Genomic DNA, 13,969 nt, shown 5'->3' on the forward strand with positions numbered 1-13,969 from the left:
GATCACACCCGCATCGCGAACGGCGTGAAATCGGTCCCCTTGTCGAACACGTCCACGCCCTCGCGGCGCTTGAGGAAGCCGACGACGAGATAGGTGACCGGCGTCAATATCACTTCCCATGCCACCTTGAGCGCCCATTGCGTGAAGAGCACCTGGATGACGAGCGTGGCGGTCCACCCCTCCGCGCCCAGGAAGGCGAGCGGATAGAAGATCAGGCTGTCGACGCCCTCGCCGGCGATCGTCGAGCCGATCGTGCGGGTCCACAGCATCTTGCCGTCGGTCAGGATCTTCATCCGGGCGAGGACATAGGAATTGACGAACTCGCCGGCCCAGAAGGCGCAGACCGAGGCAAGGACGATGCGCGGCACCTGGCCGAAGATCGTCTCGTACGCAGCCTGGTTGCCCCAGCTCGGCGCCGGCGGCAGCGCCACGACGACCCAGGACATGAAGGCCATGAACAATACCGCGGCGGTGCCCGCCCAGATCACCCGGCGGGCACGGGCATAGCCATAGACCTCGGTCAGCACATCGCCGATCACATAGGAGATCGGGAAGAACAGGATACCGGCGCCGAACGGCCAATAGCCATTGTAGAGCGGCAGCCAGACCTGGGAGACCTTGCCCGCGCCGAGCACATTGGAGAGCAGGATGATGGCGACGAAGGCGGCCATCACGAAGTCGTAATAGCGGAAATGCCCGCCCCGTAGCGCGTTCGCGGCGACCTGCGCCGGCTTTGCGTCCCCCTGGCTCATGCAAGGACTATGATCCCGGTTCCGCTGCCGCGCAATCCACGCTAGGGGCAGCTCTACGCGCGCCCGTAGCTCAGTTGGATAGAGCACGTGCCTTCTAAGCTCGTGGTCGCTGGTTCGAATCCAGCCGGGCGCGCCAATCTTGTTTCGGGACCTCGCATAAGCTCGGACGCGCGTTCGCGCTTGCGAACCCCGGCGGGTTCGAAGTCGTTCCCTTCGGGCGCGCCCGCCTTTCGCGGACGCCGGATCGCCGCGCCCGCAAAATCTTTGTCCGGATATTCGCGATCCCGCGTCTCTCCCTTGAGGCCGCATGCGCGCGTCGGCACCGGAGCGATGTGGAAAAATACCCAACATTGCGCACATGCCGCCACTTCTTCAGCGCAGAAAGAAATAAATTAACCAGCAACCCACCCGATTCACGTGACAATTTCAATAAACACCTTCGATTTCTCGAACGAAATTAACGAAACACGCGGGTGTTCGAAACATTTCTTTCACAAAAGAATCAAATAATTCTCCATGCGAATCGCATCAATAAAGAAGAACTACTTTCGCAATACTGTAATTGCGGAGGAATTATTGCGATGCGCGATACAAACCAGACTATACAACGGGAGATTGTATGGAAAACCAACTTCAGACGCTGAACGGATCGCATGAAGACAAGCAGGGTGCGCGCATTGGTTTCGGCGCGCTGCCGGTTCGCTCCCTGGCCATCGCGGCATTCGGGGCGCTCATGATGCTGCAGCCGAGGCCCGCACAGGCACAGGGCTGGCCCGCCCCGGTCGCGCCGCTGCCGGAACTGGCCACCGCGCTCGACAAGCGGTTCCAGCCGGCGATCGATTTCGACACCGACGTCTGCTTCAACGTGCCGGCCGTCAACGCCGCGGGCGCGATCAGCGCGGGTGCGTCGACCTATGCCACCCGGCCGCCGGCGTCGTGCCGCAACCCCAGCTACCGGACGACCAGCAACGTCTATGTGCGCGCGCGCTGCAACAACGGCTATTGCGCCCGCGTCTACAGCTATTTCTGGCAGTCGGACTTCTCGCACGCCTATGACTGGGAATCGATCATCGTCTGGACGACCGACCAGGGCACCAGCAGCACCGTGGTCGGCGTCACGCGCGGCGATCATGGCGGCTGGGAAACCCGCGCCACCAGCGGCGGCCAGCTGCGCTTCCAGAGCGATTCGACCGGCCAGCACGTCAAGATGGTCTATCACTACGAGACCTGGGGCTTCTCGCACCTGTGGCGCTTCTCGAAGACCGACAATGGCGACGAGCCGCCCGAGAACGGCACCGGCCAGTGGCTGATCCAGCCGCTGATCAGCTGGAACGGCTATCCCTCCGCCGGCGTTCGCAACGCGATCTCCAACTATAATTTCGGCAGCGGCAATTTCGACAACAAGGACGCCCGCTTCTCGGGCGTGCTCGCCGCCACGGTGAACACCAGCATCACGCCGGGGTTCAACCCCAACCTGGATTCGGGCCCGAACTCGCCGGGCTGCCCGGCCGGCTCCACCATCTGCTGACCAACTCCGCCCCGCGCCGCCAAACCCCCGCGGCGCGGGGCGGAACCCTGGCGAGGCTCCGCCGACGAGGTGCGCATGGCAAGAAATCGCAAGGTCGCATGGCAGGTGCTCGCGCCGGGGTGCGCGGCCGTGATCGCTGCGGGCTGGATGTGGCTGGCGCTGCGGAGCCCGAACGACGCGAGCAAGCCCGCCGCCGAAGGCCTGGTGCGCGTGGGCATGCCGGCAGCGGCGGCAAGCGCCTCCCCGGTCCCTGCGCCTGCCGCCATGGCGAACCTCCCTGCCCTGCCCGACACGGTGATCGCGCATGTTCGCCGGGACTATCCGCTGCTCACGGAAGTCGACTTTCGCTGCGATGCCGGCGGATGCGCGGTGACCGCCACGATACCGCCGCCCACCGACGACGCGTTCCTGAAGCAGCGCCAGGAGATGCTGCTCGGCGGCCTTGCCAGGACGGTCGTGGCCGATGGCTATACGATGCTCGGCCCGGTCCAGATGGACGAGGTCGCGTTCAATGTCTTCCATATCCGCGCATCGGTGACACGGGCACGGGGGCAAGGGCGATAGACGCCCCGCCATCGGAACCGCCGGACACAAGCCCCAAAACGGGCGCCCCGGCAAGCAGGACGCCCGTCAGGCACCGGCTCGGGCGTCGATCCGGACCGGCACAGGGATGTATGCCGGCGCAACTGTCGGGTTCAGGTCGCGCCGGCACGCTGGCCCTGTGGCCGGGCGCGCCGGGCATGACGAGGCAGGTGCGACGTAGGACGAAGATCGAGCGACGAATCCGGTTCGCCGCCCGCCGGCCGAAATTACTTCTTGCCGCCGCGCCAGTAGAGCAGGCCGGCGACGATCGCCGCCGAACCGATTCCGATCGCGGCGCCCATGCCGATCTGCTTGGCATCGGGCTTCCAGCGCTTCTTGGCCTCGACGATGTCCTTGACGGCCTGCAGCGCCTCGCTCCCCGCGTGGTGATCGTGCGGCGCCTCCTCGACCGGATGGGGCGGCTGGGCATCCTCGGGCAGTGGCGGCTTCTTGCTCATGGTCTTCCTCTATTGGCGCAAGCCTGAACGCCAGGCTAATGCGGCGGTTGCACCCAAAGATGCAAGCCGTCACAAGCTCGGCCCCATGAACCCGCTCTACGCCCGGATGGGCACCACCATCTTCGAAGCCATGTCCGCCCGCGCGCGCGAGACCGGGGCGATCAACCTGGGCCAGGGCTTCGCCGACGGGCGCGGGCCCGAGGCCGTGCTCGAGGCGGCGGCCAGGGCGGTGGTAGAGCGATCGAACCAATATCCGCCGATGCTCGGCCTGCCTGAGCTGCGCCATGCCGTGGCCGACCATTATGCCCGCCACCAGGGGCTCAACCTTGCGGCGGAGGAAGTGGTCGTCACTTCGGGCGCGACCGAGGCGCTGGCCGCGGCGATCTTCGCCTGCGTCTCCCCCGGCGACGAAGTGATCTGCTTCCAGCCGCTCTACGACGCCTATGTGCCCCTGATCCGCCAGGCCGGCGGCGTGCCGAAGTTCGTGCGCCTGCAGCCGCCCGAATGGAAGATCGACCGGGCAGCCCTCGAGGCTGCGGTGTCGAGCCGGACGCGGGTGCTGATCCTCAACAACCCGCTCAATCCCGCCGCGACCATGTGCGGCGCGGACGAACTGGCGATGCTCGCCGATTTCTGCGTCGCGCACGACCTGATCGCGATCTGCGACGAGGTGTGGGAGCATGTCACCTTCGACGGCGCCCGCCACCTGCCGCTGATCGGCTTCCCCGGCATGCGCGAGCGCACGGTGAAGATCGGCTCGGCGGGCAAGATCTTCGCGCTGACCGGCTTCAAGGTCGGCTGGATGTGCGCCGCCCCCGCCATCGCCCGCGTGCTTTCCAAGGCGCATCAGTTCCTCACCTTCACCACGCCGCCCAACCTGCAATGGGCAGTCGCCGAGGGCCTCGCCACCCAGGACGGCTGGGTGCAGGAGGCCCGCCACCGCTTCCAGCACGGCCGCGACCGGCTGCGCGCCGGGCTCGTCGCCGCCGGCTTCGCGGTGCTGCCGAGCGCCGCGACCTATTTCCTGTCGGTCGATCTTGCCGCCTCGGGCATCGCTCTGGACGACGTCGCCTTCGCCAACCGGCTGATCGACGAAGCCGGCGTCGCCTGCATCCCCGTCTCTGCCTTCTATGCCGAGCAGCCGGTGACCAATGTGGCGCGCTTCTGCTTCGTCAAGGAAGACGCCACGCTCGACGCCGCGATCGCGCGAATCGCCGAGGCCCGCGACCGGCTGGCAGGCGGCTGACCGGCCGGCCGCAGGGCGGTTCACCCATGGAACCGCCCGCTTCGCCGTGCGGCGTGCAACTCGTCTCGTTTCCGGCACGTTCGCCGGGCCGCGGGACAGATTGGAGTTGTACCATGCGTAACATGAAGTTCCTGATGCGTGGCGCGGCAGTGACCGCGCTGCTCGTCGCGACCCCGTCGCTCGCCCAGAGCCGTATCGATCGGGCACGCACCGCCGTGACCGAAGCCACCGCCAAGGTGGAGGCGGCACAGACCGCCGGCGCCCAGACCTATGCCGGCGAGACCATGGCCAAGGCCGAGGAGGCGCTGCGCTTCGCCAAGGACCAGCTGGCCCGCGACCATCGCGATTCGACGATCAACGAGGCGCGCCGCGCCTCGGGCCTGGCCGACCAGGCACTGGCCGAGGCCGAGCGCAACAAGGATGCGCGGATGGCGGCCGAGCGCGACGCACGCCGCGATGCCCAGGCTGCCGCAGCCTCGGCTTCGGCGGATGCGGCGGCGGAGGCCGGCCAGCGCGAGGCCGCGCAGAATGCCGCGGCGGTGGCCCAGGGCAATGCGGCCGCGGCGAACGCCCGTGCCGACATGGCCGCCCAGGCGGCGCAATCGGCGGCGGCGGATGCGGCGGCGGTGCGCGCCGCGGCGGCCCAGCCGGTCGCGACCACGATCGAGACCACTACGACCCAGCCGGCGGCACGCAAGACGACGACGGTGAAGAAGGCGCCGGTGCGCAGGACCACCCGCACCACAGTGTCGCGCCCGGCCACGGCATCGACCACCACGACCACCACGGTGAAGACCGAGCCGCGCTGACGCGGAGTCCTGCGATCAGGGGCGGTAGCGCGCCGCGCGGGTTCCACGCCCGCTCGCGCGCCCGGGCTCAGATCCGGTCCAGCACCCCGCGCTCGGTGATGTAGCCCGTCACCAGCCGCGCGGGGGTCACGTCGAATGCTGGATTGGCGGCGGGGGAGTCGGTGACACGGACAGTTCCGATTTCCCCGCTTGCCCCCGGCCCGCTCAGCCGGGTCAGTTCCTCGGCGCTGCGCTCCTCGATCGGAATGTCGGCGCCGCTCTCGGTGTTCGGATCGAAAGTCGTGTAGGGCAGCGCGACATAGAAGGGCACGTCATTGTCATGCGCGGCCAGCGCCTTCAGATAGGTGCCGATCTTGTTGCAGACATCGCCGTTGCGCGTGACGCGATCTGTGCCGACCACCACCGCGTCCACCTGCCCCTTCATCATCAGCAGGCCGCCGGCATTGTCGGCGATCACCGTATGCGGCACGCCGTGGTTGCGCAGCTCGAACGCAGTCAGCAGCGCACCCTGGTTGCGCGGGCGCGTCTCGTCCACCCAGACATGGACCGGGATGCCGGCATCGTGCGCGAGATAGATCGGCGCGGTGGCGGTGCCATAGTCGACCGTGGCGAGCCAGCCGGCGTTGCAATGGGTGAGGATGTTGAGCGGGCGATCGGGATTGCGCGCATGGAGTTCGCGGAACAGCGCCAGGCCATGCTCGCCGATCGCGCGGCAGAGCTCGGCATCCTCGTCGCAGATTTCGTCGGCGCGCCGGAACGCCGCTGCGGCGCGTTCGCGCTCCGGCAGCCCGGCGACCGCCGCGCGAACCGCGTCGAGCGCCCAGCGCAGGTTGATCGCGGTCGGCCGCGTCTCGAACAGCGTCTCGTATGCCGCCTGCAGGTTCGCGTCGCCGGGATCGGCCGCGAGCGCCATGGCATAGCCATAGGCGGCGGTGGCGCCGATCATCGGCGCGCCGCGCGTCCACATCTCGCGGATCGCCACCGCGGCGGCATCGACGTCGCGCAGCTCGACCCATCGCACTTCCCAGGGAAGCTTGCGCTGGTCGAGGATGACCACGCCCTTGCCGTCTTCGGTGCGGCGGATCGAGCGCGTGGGACGGCCTTCGAGGATCATGGGAGCACTTCCGCCAGAGAATGGATGTCGGCCGGGCCGCCCTCACGGTCGATCAGCAGCGCCTGGAGTCCCGCTTCGTGCGCCGCGTCGACTTCGGCGGCCATGTCCGAGACGAAGAGCAGCTCGGACGGCGCGAGATCGAGCGCGTCGACGATCCTGGTATAGGAATCGCTGTCGCGCTTGGGGCCGGTAGTCGTGTCGAAATAGCCGCTGAGGAACGGCGTCAGGTCGCCGGCGATCGAATGGCCGAAGATCAGCTTCTGCGCGGCGATCGAGCCGGAGGAATAGATGTTCACCGCAAGGCCGGCGGCCGTCCAGCGGCGCAGCGCCTCGGGCGTGTCCGGATAGACATGTCCCTTGAGCTCACCATCGGCATAGCCCTGGGCCCAGATCAGGCCCTGGAGCGTCTTGAGCGGGGTTTCCTTGCGGTCCTCGTCGATCCAGGCGAGCAGCGTGGCGACGGGATCGTCGCCCGGCACCTGGACCAGGATCGGCGCGGCGACTTCGGGATTGTTCGCGACGAACTCCGCCAGATGCTTGCGCGCATAGGGAAAAAGCTCGTCGGCGACGAAGCGGATGCTGCTCGTCGTGCCTTCGATGTCGAGGAGGATGGCTTTGGGCGGGGTGTGGGTCATTCTTCTTTCGTCCCCCGCCCCTTTCGTCATCCCCGCGCAGGCGGGGATCCAGGATAGCAGAGCGACGTCCTTCACGACTCTGGATCCCCGCCTGCGCGGGGATGACGGTGGTTGGCTCAGGCCGGCTCGTGCCGCGGAAAACGGTCCGCGATCGTATCGCCGGTGAAGTTGGCGATCCAGCCGTCCGCATTGGTGAACAGCCGGATCGCGGTGAAGCGCGGGCTCGGCCCCATGTCGAACCAGTGGCGGGTGCCGGCGGGCACCGAGATCAGGTCGCCTTCCTCGCACAGCACGGCGTAGATTCTCTCGCCCTCGCGCAGGGTGAACAGCCCCTCGCCTTCGACGAAGAAGCGGACCTCGTCCTCCGAATGGCGATGCTCCGAGAGGAACTTGCTGCGCAGGGCGCCCTTTTCGGGATGGTCGGGCATCATGCGGATCACGTCGACGGACTGATAGCCCTTTTCGGCCTTGAGCCGCTCGACCTCCGGGGCGAAGGCCTGGAGCACTTCGTCCTGCCCGGCATCGGCGGCGAGCGGGCGGGAAGGCCATTGCTCGAAGCGGACGCCGATCGGCGCCAGTGCCGCCGCGATCGCCCCGGGATCGCGCGTATCGGTGAGCGGCGCGCCGCCCGCCTCGTCGAAGACCCTGAGATGCGTCATCGCTTCCATGCCCTTTCGGCCAGTTCGGCGGCGATCAGCCATTCGGTGCCCTCGAGCACGCGCTCGGCCTCGGCCAGGTCCTTGCCCCAGGCATAGAGCCCGTGGCTGCGGATAAGATAGGCCGGCGCCGCGCCCGGCGCCAGCAGCGCGGGCGTCACCGCCGCCTCGATCACCGCCATGTCCTGGCTGTTGTCGACGATCGGCAGGCGAATCTCGGCCTCGTGCGTGGCGTTGCCCGGAAAGACCTTGAGCATCTCATGGCCGGCGAACACCCATTCGCCGGCGTCGGCGGCGGCGCGGCTCATCCCCACGGCTTCGGGCGAATGCCCGTGGAGCACGGCGCCCGTATCGGGGAACAGGCGATAGATGGCGAGATGCAGCGCAGTCTCGGCCGAGGGCTTGCCGGGGGTGAGCCCCTTCCCCTCCAGGTCGACCCGCATGATGCCCGCGGGCGTCAGCCGGCCCTTGTGCCAGCCGGACACGGTGACGGCGACGCTGCCGTCGTCGAGGCGAACCGAATAATTGCCGGCGGTGGCGGGGGCCCAGCCGCGCGCATCGAGCCGGCGGCCGACCTCGACCAGCGCGTCGGCGGCATCTGCGAAGGACATCGTCATGCCCGCGGCCTTAGCCGATCGGCGGGCACCAAGGGCAACAGATTTTATTTGTAGCCGCGGCGCGGAAGCGGCTGGACGATCTCGCTGCCCGGGCCGGTGACCCAGCTCGCCGGCTGGGGCTGGAGCCGCGGCGCCGTGCCGGGCATGGTCACCATGTTGAACGCCTCGCCGCCCAGGTTGCGGGCATCGGCCATCAGAAGCGGCGTGGAGGGGCCCGAGCGCTCGGGATTGGTCACCGGCTCGTCCGTCACCATCACGTCGCCGCCGATCTCGGTCAGCACATAGAGCTGCCTGGCGAAGGCCGCGGGGAAGCGGATGCAGCCGTGCGAGGCGGGATAGCCGGGCAGATGGCCGGCGTGCAGCGCGATCCCGTCCCAGGTGAGCCGCTGCATATAGGGCATCGGCGCGTTCGAGTAGAGGTTCGAACGATGGAAGACCTTCTTCTGGAGAATGGTGAAGGCGCCGGCGGGCGTCTCGTGCCGGTTCGATCCGGTCGACACCGTGCTCGCGCCGACCAGCTTGCCGCCGCGATAGACATAGGCGCGCTGGTCCGGAATGCTCACCACGATCGAGACGGGATCCCAGTCGTTCGTGCTCGCCCGGATGATCTGCGGCTGCTCGTACCAGACCCATTGGCCGTTGCGCAGGCCCTCCGGCGCGACCTGCATCGTGTCGGACGCGATCCCCTGCGCGGCGGCGGGAGCGGTGGGAAGAATGGCGGCCAAGGCCAGGAGAAGGGCGGCAAAGGTGCCGGAACGCATCGAACAGCTCTCCGAATCTTGCGAGCCAGGACGGCTCAGGGCGATTCCTTAACGAAATTAACCTAATTTCGTGCCGCTGCCGAATCGGCGATAGTTGCGCCGCCAAATCGCTGGCAACGTTCCGGATTTCGGAGAGCCTTCGGCGAACCGGGCGAACGATGCGGCGAGTCGCGCAACTTGGGACAGATGTTGAGCAACGCGCTTACCATCTGTCTGGTATAGGTTCCCCCTGGGGACGAGAGCAGCGGGCTTTTTGGATAGTGATGGATAGTCTCGATACGATTCAGTCGCGTCGCGCCTTGTTGAGGACGGCGCTGGTGATGGCGAGCGGCGCGGCGGTTTCGGCCTGCGCCTCGCGCACGATCGGAACCGCGATGGCGCCGGCGCCCCTGCCGGTCCCGGCGCCGATCCCCGAAATTCCCAAGGCGCCCGAAGTGGCCGCCGCCAAGGTGCCCGGCGTGCCCGCCGGCATTCGCCCGGAACTGTTCAAGAAGGCGCTGGCAGCGCTCAACCGCCATTCGATGCGCATCCCGTCGCACGACCGGATCGCGATCGCCGACTTCGCCTCGCCCTCCTACAGCCCGCGCTTCTTCGTGGTGAACCTGGGCACCGGCCAGGTCGAGCGCTTCCTCGTCGCGCACGGCATCGGCTCGGACCCGCAGCACACCGGGCTGCTCCAGCGCTTCTCGAACGAAGTGAATTCGGAAGCGACCTGCGAGGGCGCGTTCCTCACCGCCGACTATTATGTCGGCAAGCATGGCGATTCGCAGCGCCTGCTCGGCCTCGACCCGACCAACAACAACGCGCTCGACCGCGCGATCGTGGTCCATTCGGCCTGGTATGCGAACACCGACATGATCGGCCGGCACGGCAAGCTCGGCCGCAGCCAGGGCTGTTTCGCGGTGGGCGAGAACGAGCTGGCCAAGCTGTTCGAGCGGCTCGGCCCCGGCCGGATGATCTACTCCGCCAAGGTCTGATCCGGCTAGTTCCGCGGCAGCGCGGGCCCCGGCCCGGTGCGGCACGGGAAAGGCGGCGCCCAGCAGGGATAGCCGAACTCCAGCTTCGTCGCGTAGCGGGCGACCGGCCGTTGCGGCCAGCGGCCCGGCAGCACCACTTCCGCCTTGCCGCTGCCCTTGGGCCAGGTCGCGATGCTGGACGGCGTGACGCCATACCAGCGCGCATCGCCCGCGAACGGCCGCTTGAAGGCGATCGCCATCACGCGGTCCCCCATCCATAGCTGGTGGTAATCGGCGGGGCTGCGCTGCGCGCCCCGCGCGTCCACCACCGCCGAGCGGGCGAAATAGATGTCCTGCCACGGCGCCGCCGGCGCGGCGAAGGCGAGCGCCTTGGCCGGCTCCTGCGGCATGGCGGGGCGCGGCACGATGCGGAAGCTGGCGAGCAGCACCAGTGCGGCCACCACCACCAGCCCGCGCAGGTCGCGCCAGGTGAGGAGCAGCCAGGTGAACAGTGCCGCCATCGGGAACAGCCATTTGAAATAATGGGCGTTGAAGAAGCGCCACATGCCGCTGGGCACCAGATCGACATAGGCGAGCATCATCGCGGTGTAGATCAGCGCGGCCAGCGCCATGCAGAACGTGAGCCAGCGCGCGGGCCCTCGCAGCCGCATGACGCCCAGGATCAGGCCCGCCGCGCCGGTGAGCAGCCAGGGCAGCTCGCGCAGGAGACCGGTCTCGCCGGGGAACCAGGGCGCGGGATCGACGAGCAATATGCTCGCCTTCCAGCCGAGATCGCCAAAGGCGAAGCCATAGTCGCCGGAGAGCAGGGTATAGTCGGTGAGGCGCCAGCCATAGATGGCGAGATAGAGCGCCGCATAGGGAAGGAACGCCGCCGCCGCGCCGCCGATCGCCCGGGCGAGATCCGGCCAGCGCCGCTCCATCAGCACCGGGCGCCACAGGGCGAAGCCGCCGATTACGGCCCCCACCACGACGTCCGCCGGGCGAACCAGCGCGATTCCCGCCAGCAACGCCCCGAGCAGCCAGGGCCGGCGGCGCGTGCCGAACATCATGTCCGCCGCCTCGGCAAAGGCGAGCCAGATAAAGGCCGCCGACATGGTCGTCGTCCAGGGCTCGAGCCAGAATTTGGAGATGCGCAGGTCGCCGATGGTCGCGGCGAGGAACAGCAGCCCCGCCGCGAAGCTCCCCACCCCGAAGCGGGCGCAGACGCGGTGGAAGCCCCAGAAGGCAAGCGCATAGCAGGCCAGGTTGATCGGCACGAACGGCGTCGGCGCCCATGCGAAGGGTGTCCCCGCCAGCGGATAGAGCAAGGGATACCAATGCTGGTCCGGGCTCAGATCGAAGCGGAGGAACGCCCTGGCCGATTGCAGATACTGCTTCTGGTCATGCCAGCCGCGCCACCACGGCCCTTCCGGCGCGAAGAACTTCAGGTTGATCTTGAAGACCGTATAGGCGGCGAAGACGACCATCACCGCTCGCACCGGATGCGCGTCGAACTGGCGGCGGATCCAATGGAGCATGGCCTGCGGGTATCCTCTGCGCGGGGTTGGCACAAGCGCGCCCGAGCGACTAGGTGTGTGGCGTGATCGAAACATAACCGGTTGCAAGACGGAGACGATGAGCCAGTCCCACCCCTTTTATTCGATCCACCGCCAGGGAATGATCCGCGCGGGCCTGTGCACGCCGGCCGTGGTGGTGGGCGATCCCGCCGCCAATGCCCAGGCGGCGATCGCGTTGGCGCGGCAGGGCGACGAACAGGGCGCCGACCTGCTCGTCTATCCCGAGCTCAACGTCACTTCCTATGCGATCGACGACCTGCACCTGCAGGACACGATCTGCGAGGCGACCGAGGCGGGAATCGCGGCGATCGTGGCGGCAAGCGCGGAGCTGAAGCCGGTATTGCTGGTCGGCGCCGCGCTCCGGCGCAACGGGCGGCTCTACAATTGCGCCGTCGCCATCGCGCGCGGGCGGATCCTGGGCGTCGTGCCCAAGAGCTACCTGCCCAATTACCGCGAATATTACGAGAAGCGCTGGTTCGCGCGCGGTGCCGGCCTGGCGGGGCTGGAGATCGTGGTGGCGGGGCAGAAAGTGCCCTTCGGCACCGACCTGATCTTCGCGGCCGAGGAGCTTCCCGATTTCGTCTTCCATGTCGAGATCTGCGAGGATTACTGGTCTCCCCTGCCCCCCTCCACCGAAGGCGCGCTGGCCGGGGCGCTGGTGCTGTGCAACCTCTCCGCCTCGAACATCGTGGTGGGTAAGGCGCGCGAGCGGGCGATGCTGTGCGCGGCGCAATCGGCGCGGGCTGTCGCGGCCTATGTCTATTCCGCCTCCGGCCCCGGCGAGAGCACCACCGACCTGGCCTGGGACGGCCAGGGCATGATCCACGAGCTGGGCGAGCTGATCGCCACCACCGAGCGCTTCGAGCTGACCACCGAAGTGGTGTGCGCCGACATCGACCTGGAGCGGCTGCGGCTCGAGCGGATGCGGATGGGCACGTTCAACGATTGCGCCGCCGACAAGGGCGATCCGGAAACCCGCTTCCGCCGGGTGACTTTCCAGCATCGGCCGGACCTTGCCGACAGGGGACTGGTGCGCAAGCTGCGCCGTTTCCCCTTCGTGCCCAATACCCCCTCCCGGCTGGAGGAGGATTGCTACGAGGCGTTCAACATCCAGGTGGAGGGGCTGCGCAAGCGGCTGGAGGCCACCGGCGCGAAGCACATCGTCATCGGTGTCTCGGGCGGGCTCGATTCCACGCACGCGCTCATCGTCGCGGCCAAGGCGATGGACCGGCTCGGCCGCCCGCGCACCGACATTCTCGGCTTCACCATGCCGGGCTTCGCGACCAGCGAGGGCACCAAGGCCAATGCCTGGGCGCTGATGGGCGCGCTGGGCGTGACCGGCGAAGAGATCGACATCCGCCCGGCGGCGCGGACGATGCTCGAGGGCATCGGGCATCCCTTTGCCAGCGGCAAGCCCGTCTATGACGTGACGTTCGAGAACGTCCAGGCGGGCCTGCGCACCGACTATCTGTTCCGTCTCGCCAACCAGCGGCACGGCTTCGTGCTCGGCACCGGCGACCTGAGCGAGCTGGCGCTGGGCTGGTGCACCTATGGCGTGGGCGACCATATGAGCCATTACGGCGTCAATGCCGGCGTGCCCAAGACGCTGATCCAGTATCTCATCCGCTGGACCGTGCAGACCGGCCAGTTCGCCGGCGAGGCGGCGCGGGTGCTGACCAGCATCCTCGATACCGAGATCTCGCCCGAGTTGGTGCCCGCCGATGCGAACGGCAGGATGCAGAGCACGCAGGAGCGGATCGGCCCGTACGAGCTGCACGATTTCTTCCTCCACTACACGATCCGCCACGGCCTGCGGCCCTCCAAGATCGCGTTCCTCGCCTGGCACGCCTGGAAGGACGCGGCGGCGGGGCAATGGCCGATCGGCTTCCCCGAGGACGCGCGCCACCAATATGACCTGGCGACAATCGCGAAATGGCTGGAGGAATTCCTGTTCCGCTTCTTCCAGACCAGCCAGTTCAAGCGATCGGCGCTGCCCAACGGGCCCAAGGTCTCGGTCGGCGGCGCCTTGAGCCCGCGCGGTGACTGGCGCGCGCCCTCGGACGGCGTGGCGCGGCCCTGGATCGACGAGTTGAAGGCGAATCTGCCGTAACCCGCCTGTTTCGGCAGCCCGCCGCCGCCAGGAACGACACCGTCATGCTGAACTTGTTTCAGCATCCAACCCGCCACGGGCGATACCGCTCGCGGAGCGTTGGACCCTGAAACAAGTTCAGGGTGACGCAGGGAATGAAGGCTATGACAATTCCATGATCGCGGCGGG

At 67.8% G+C, this 13,969-nt stretch carries 14 protein-coding genes and 1 tRNA gene; 7 read left to right on the top strand and 8 right to left on the bottom strand.

From position 1 onward, the window contains the following. Positions 1 to 2: 2 nt before the first annotated feature. Positions 3 to 752 (bottom strand): queuosine precursor transporter, encoded by a 750-nt coding sequence (locus CAP40_RS13410; RefSeq protein WP_086129991.1) that lies wholly within the window; start codon positions 750 to 752, stop codon positions 3 to 5. A gap of 59 nt (positions 753 to 811) precedes the next feature. Between CAP40_RS13410 and CAP40_RS13415 the strand changes: the two genes are divergently transcribed. The 3 genes from CAP40_RS13415 (at position 812) to CAP40_RS13425 (ending at position 2,844) form a co-directional block, all read left to right on the top strand. Continuing rightward, positions 812 to 888 (top strand) — tRNA-Arg (locus CAP40_RS13415). A gap of 483 nt (positions 889 to 1,371) precedes the next feature. Then, a complete protein-coding gene (locus tag CAP40_RS13420) occupies positions 1,372 to 2,280 on the top strand; it encodes an NPP1 family protein (RefSeq protein ID WP_086129992.1) in 909 nt (302 codons plus the stop codon). Positions 2,281 to 2,355: 75 nt separating this feature from the next. Beyond that, entirely contained in the window at positions 2,356 to 2,844 is a 489-nt protein-coding gene (locus tag CAP40_RS13425) for a hypothetical protein (RefSeq protein ID WP_086129993.1), read from the top strand. Between the two features lie 245 nt (positions 2,845 to 3,089). Here the strand turns inward: CAP40_RS13425 and CAP40_RS13430 are convergent, their stop codons facing one another. After that, positions 3,090 to 3,320, bottom strand: coding sequence for a hypothetical protein (locus CAP40_RS13430; protein ID WP_086129994.1), 231 nt, complete (start codon positions 3,318 to 3,320; stop codon positions 3,090 to 3,092). 85 nt (positions 3,321 to 3,405) lie between these two features. Between CAP40_RS13430 and CAP40_RS13435 the strand changes: the two genes are divergently transcribed. Together CAP40_RS13435 and CAP40_RS13440 are read left to right on the top strand one after the other, a co-directional pair. After that, on the top strand, positions 3,406 to 4,566 hold the full coding sequence (locus tag CAP40_RS13435) for an aminotransferase (RefSeq protein ID WP_086129995.1): 1,161 nt from the start codon (positions 3,406 to 3,408) through the stop codon (positions 4,564 to 4,566). A gap of 113 nt (positions 4,567 to 4,679) precedes the next feature. Continuing rightward, positions 4,680 to 5,375 carry a hypothetical protein gene (locus CAP40_RS13440; RefSeq protein ID WP_144034355.1) on the top strand — a complete coding sequence of 232 codons (696 nt, stop codon included), beginning with the start codon at positions 4,680 to 4,682 and terminating at the stop codon, positions 5,373 to 5,375. A 67-nt stretch (positions 5,376 to 5,442) separates the two neighbouring features. Here the strand turns inward: CAP40_RS13440 and mtnA are convergent, their stop codons facing one another. The 5 genes from mtnA to CAP40_RS13465 all read right to left on the bottom strand — a co-directional run bounded on the left by mtnA (position 5,443) and on the right by CAP40_RS13465 (position 9,158). Next, entirely contained in the window at positions 5,443 to 6,489 is a 1,047-nt protein-coding gene (gene mtnA / locus CAP40_RS13445) for an S-methyl-5-thioribose-1-phosphate isomerase (protein WP_086129997.1), read from the bottom strand. Further along, positions 6,486 to 7,124, bottom strand: a complete 639-nt coding sequence (gene mtnC / locus CAP40_RS13450) for an acireductone synthase (protein ID WP_086129998.1) — start codon at positions 7,122 to 7,124, stop codon at positions 6,486 to 6,488. The genes mtnA and mtnC overlap by 4 nt, the downstream gene beginning before the upstream one ends. A 116-nt stretch (positions 7,125 to 7,240) precedes the next feature. Continuing rightward, positions 7,241 to 7,783 (bottom strand): acireductone dioxygenase, encoded by a 543-nt coding sequence (locus CAP40_RS13455; RefSeq protein WP_086130110.1) that lies wholly within the window; start codon positions 7,781 to 7,783, stop codon positions 7,241 to 7,243. Next, positions 7,780 to 8,397 (bottom strand): methylthioribulose 1-phosphate dehydratase, encoded by a 618-nt coding sequence (mtnB, locus tag CAP40_RS13460; RefSeq protein ID WP_086129999.1) that lies wholly within the window; start codon positions 8,395 to 8,397, stop codon positions 7,780 to 7,782. The genes CAP40_RS13455 and mtnB overlap by 4 nt, the downstream gene beginning before the upstream one ends. Before the next feature lie 44 nt (positions 8,398 to 8,441). Beyond that, the gene (locus CAP40_RS13465; RefSeq protein WP_086130000.1) at positions 8,442 to 9,158 is read right to left on the bottom strand and encodes a L,D-transpeptidase family protein; all 717 of its coding nucleotides are present in this window, start codon (positions 9,156 to 9,158) and stop codon (positions 8,442 to 8,444) included. A 263-nt stretch (positions 9,159 to 9,421) separates the two neighbouring features. Here CAP40_RS13465 and CAP40_RS13470 point away from each other — a divergent pair, with 263 nt between their 5' ends. Beyond that, the gene (locus CAP40_RS13470) at positions 9,422 to 10,135 is read left to right on the top strand and encodes a murein L,D-transpeptidase catalytic domain family protein (RefSeq protein ID WP_086130001.1); all 714 of its coding nucleotides are present in this window, start codon (positions 9,422 to 9,424) and stop codon (positions 10,133 to 10,135) included. 5 nt (positions 10,136 to 10,140) lie between these two features. Here the strand turns inward: CAP40_RS13470 and CAP40_RS13475 are convergent, their stop codons facing one another. Beyond that, entirely contained in the window at positions 10,141 to 11,652 is a 1,512-nt protein-coding gene (locus CAP40_RS13475; protein WP_086130002.1) for a hypothetical protein, read from the bottom strand. A 97-nt stretch (positions 11,653 to 11,749) separates the two neighbouring features. Between CAP40_RS13475 and CAP40_RS13480 the strand changes: the two genes are divergently transcribed. After that, on the top strand, positions 11,750 to 13,801 hold the full coding sequence (locus tag CAP40_RS13480) for an NAD(+) synthase (protein ID WP_086130003.1): 2,052 nt from the start codon (positions 11,750 to 11,752) through the stop codon (positions 13,799 to 13,801). Positions 13,802 to 13,969: the final 168 nt, after the last annotated feature.

The organism is Sphingomonas sp. IBVSS2 (assembly GCF_002127225.1).
Lineage (GTDB): Bacteria > Pseudomonadota > Alphaproteobacteria > Sphingomonadales > Sphingomonadaceae > Sphingomonas.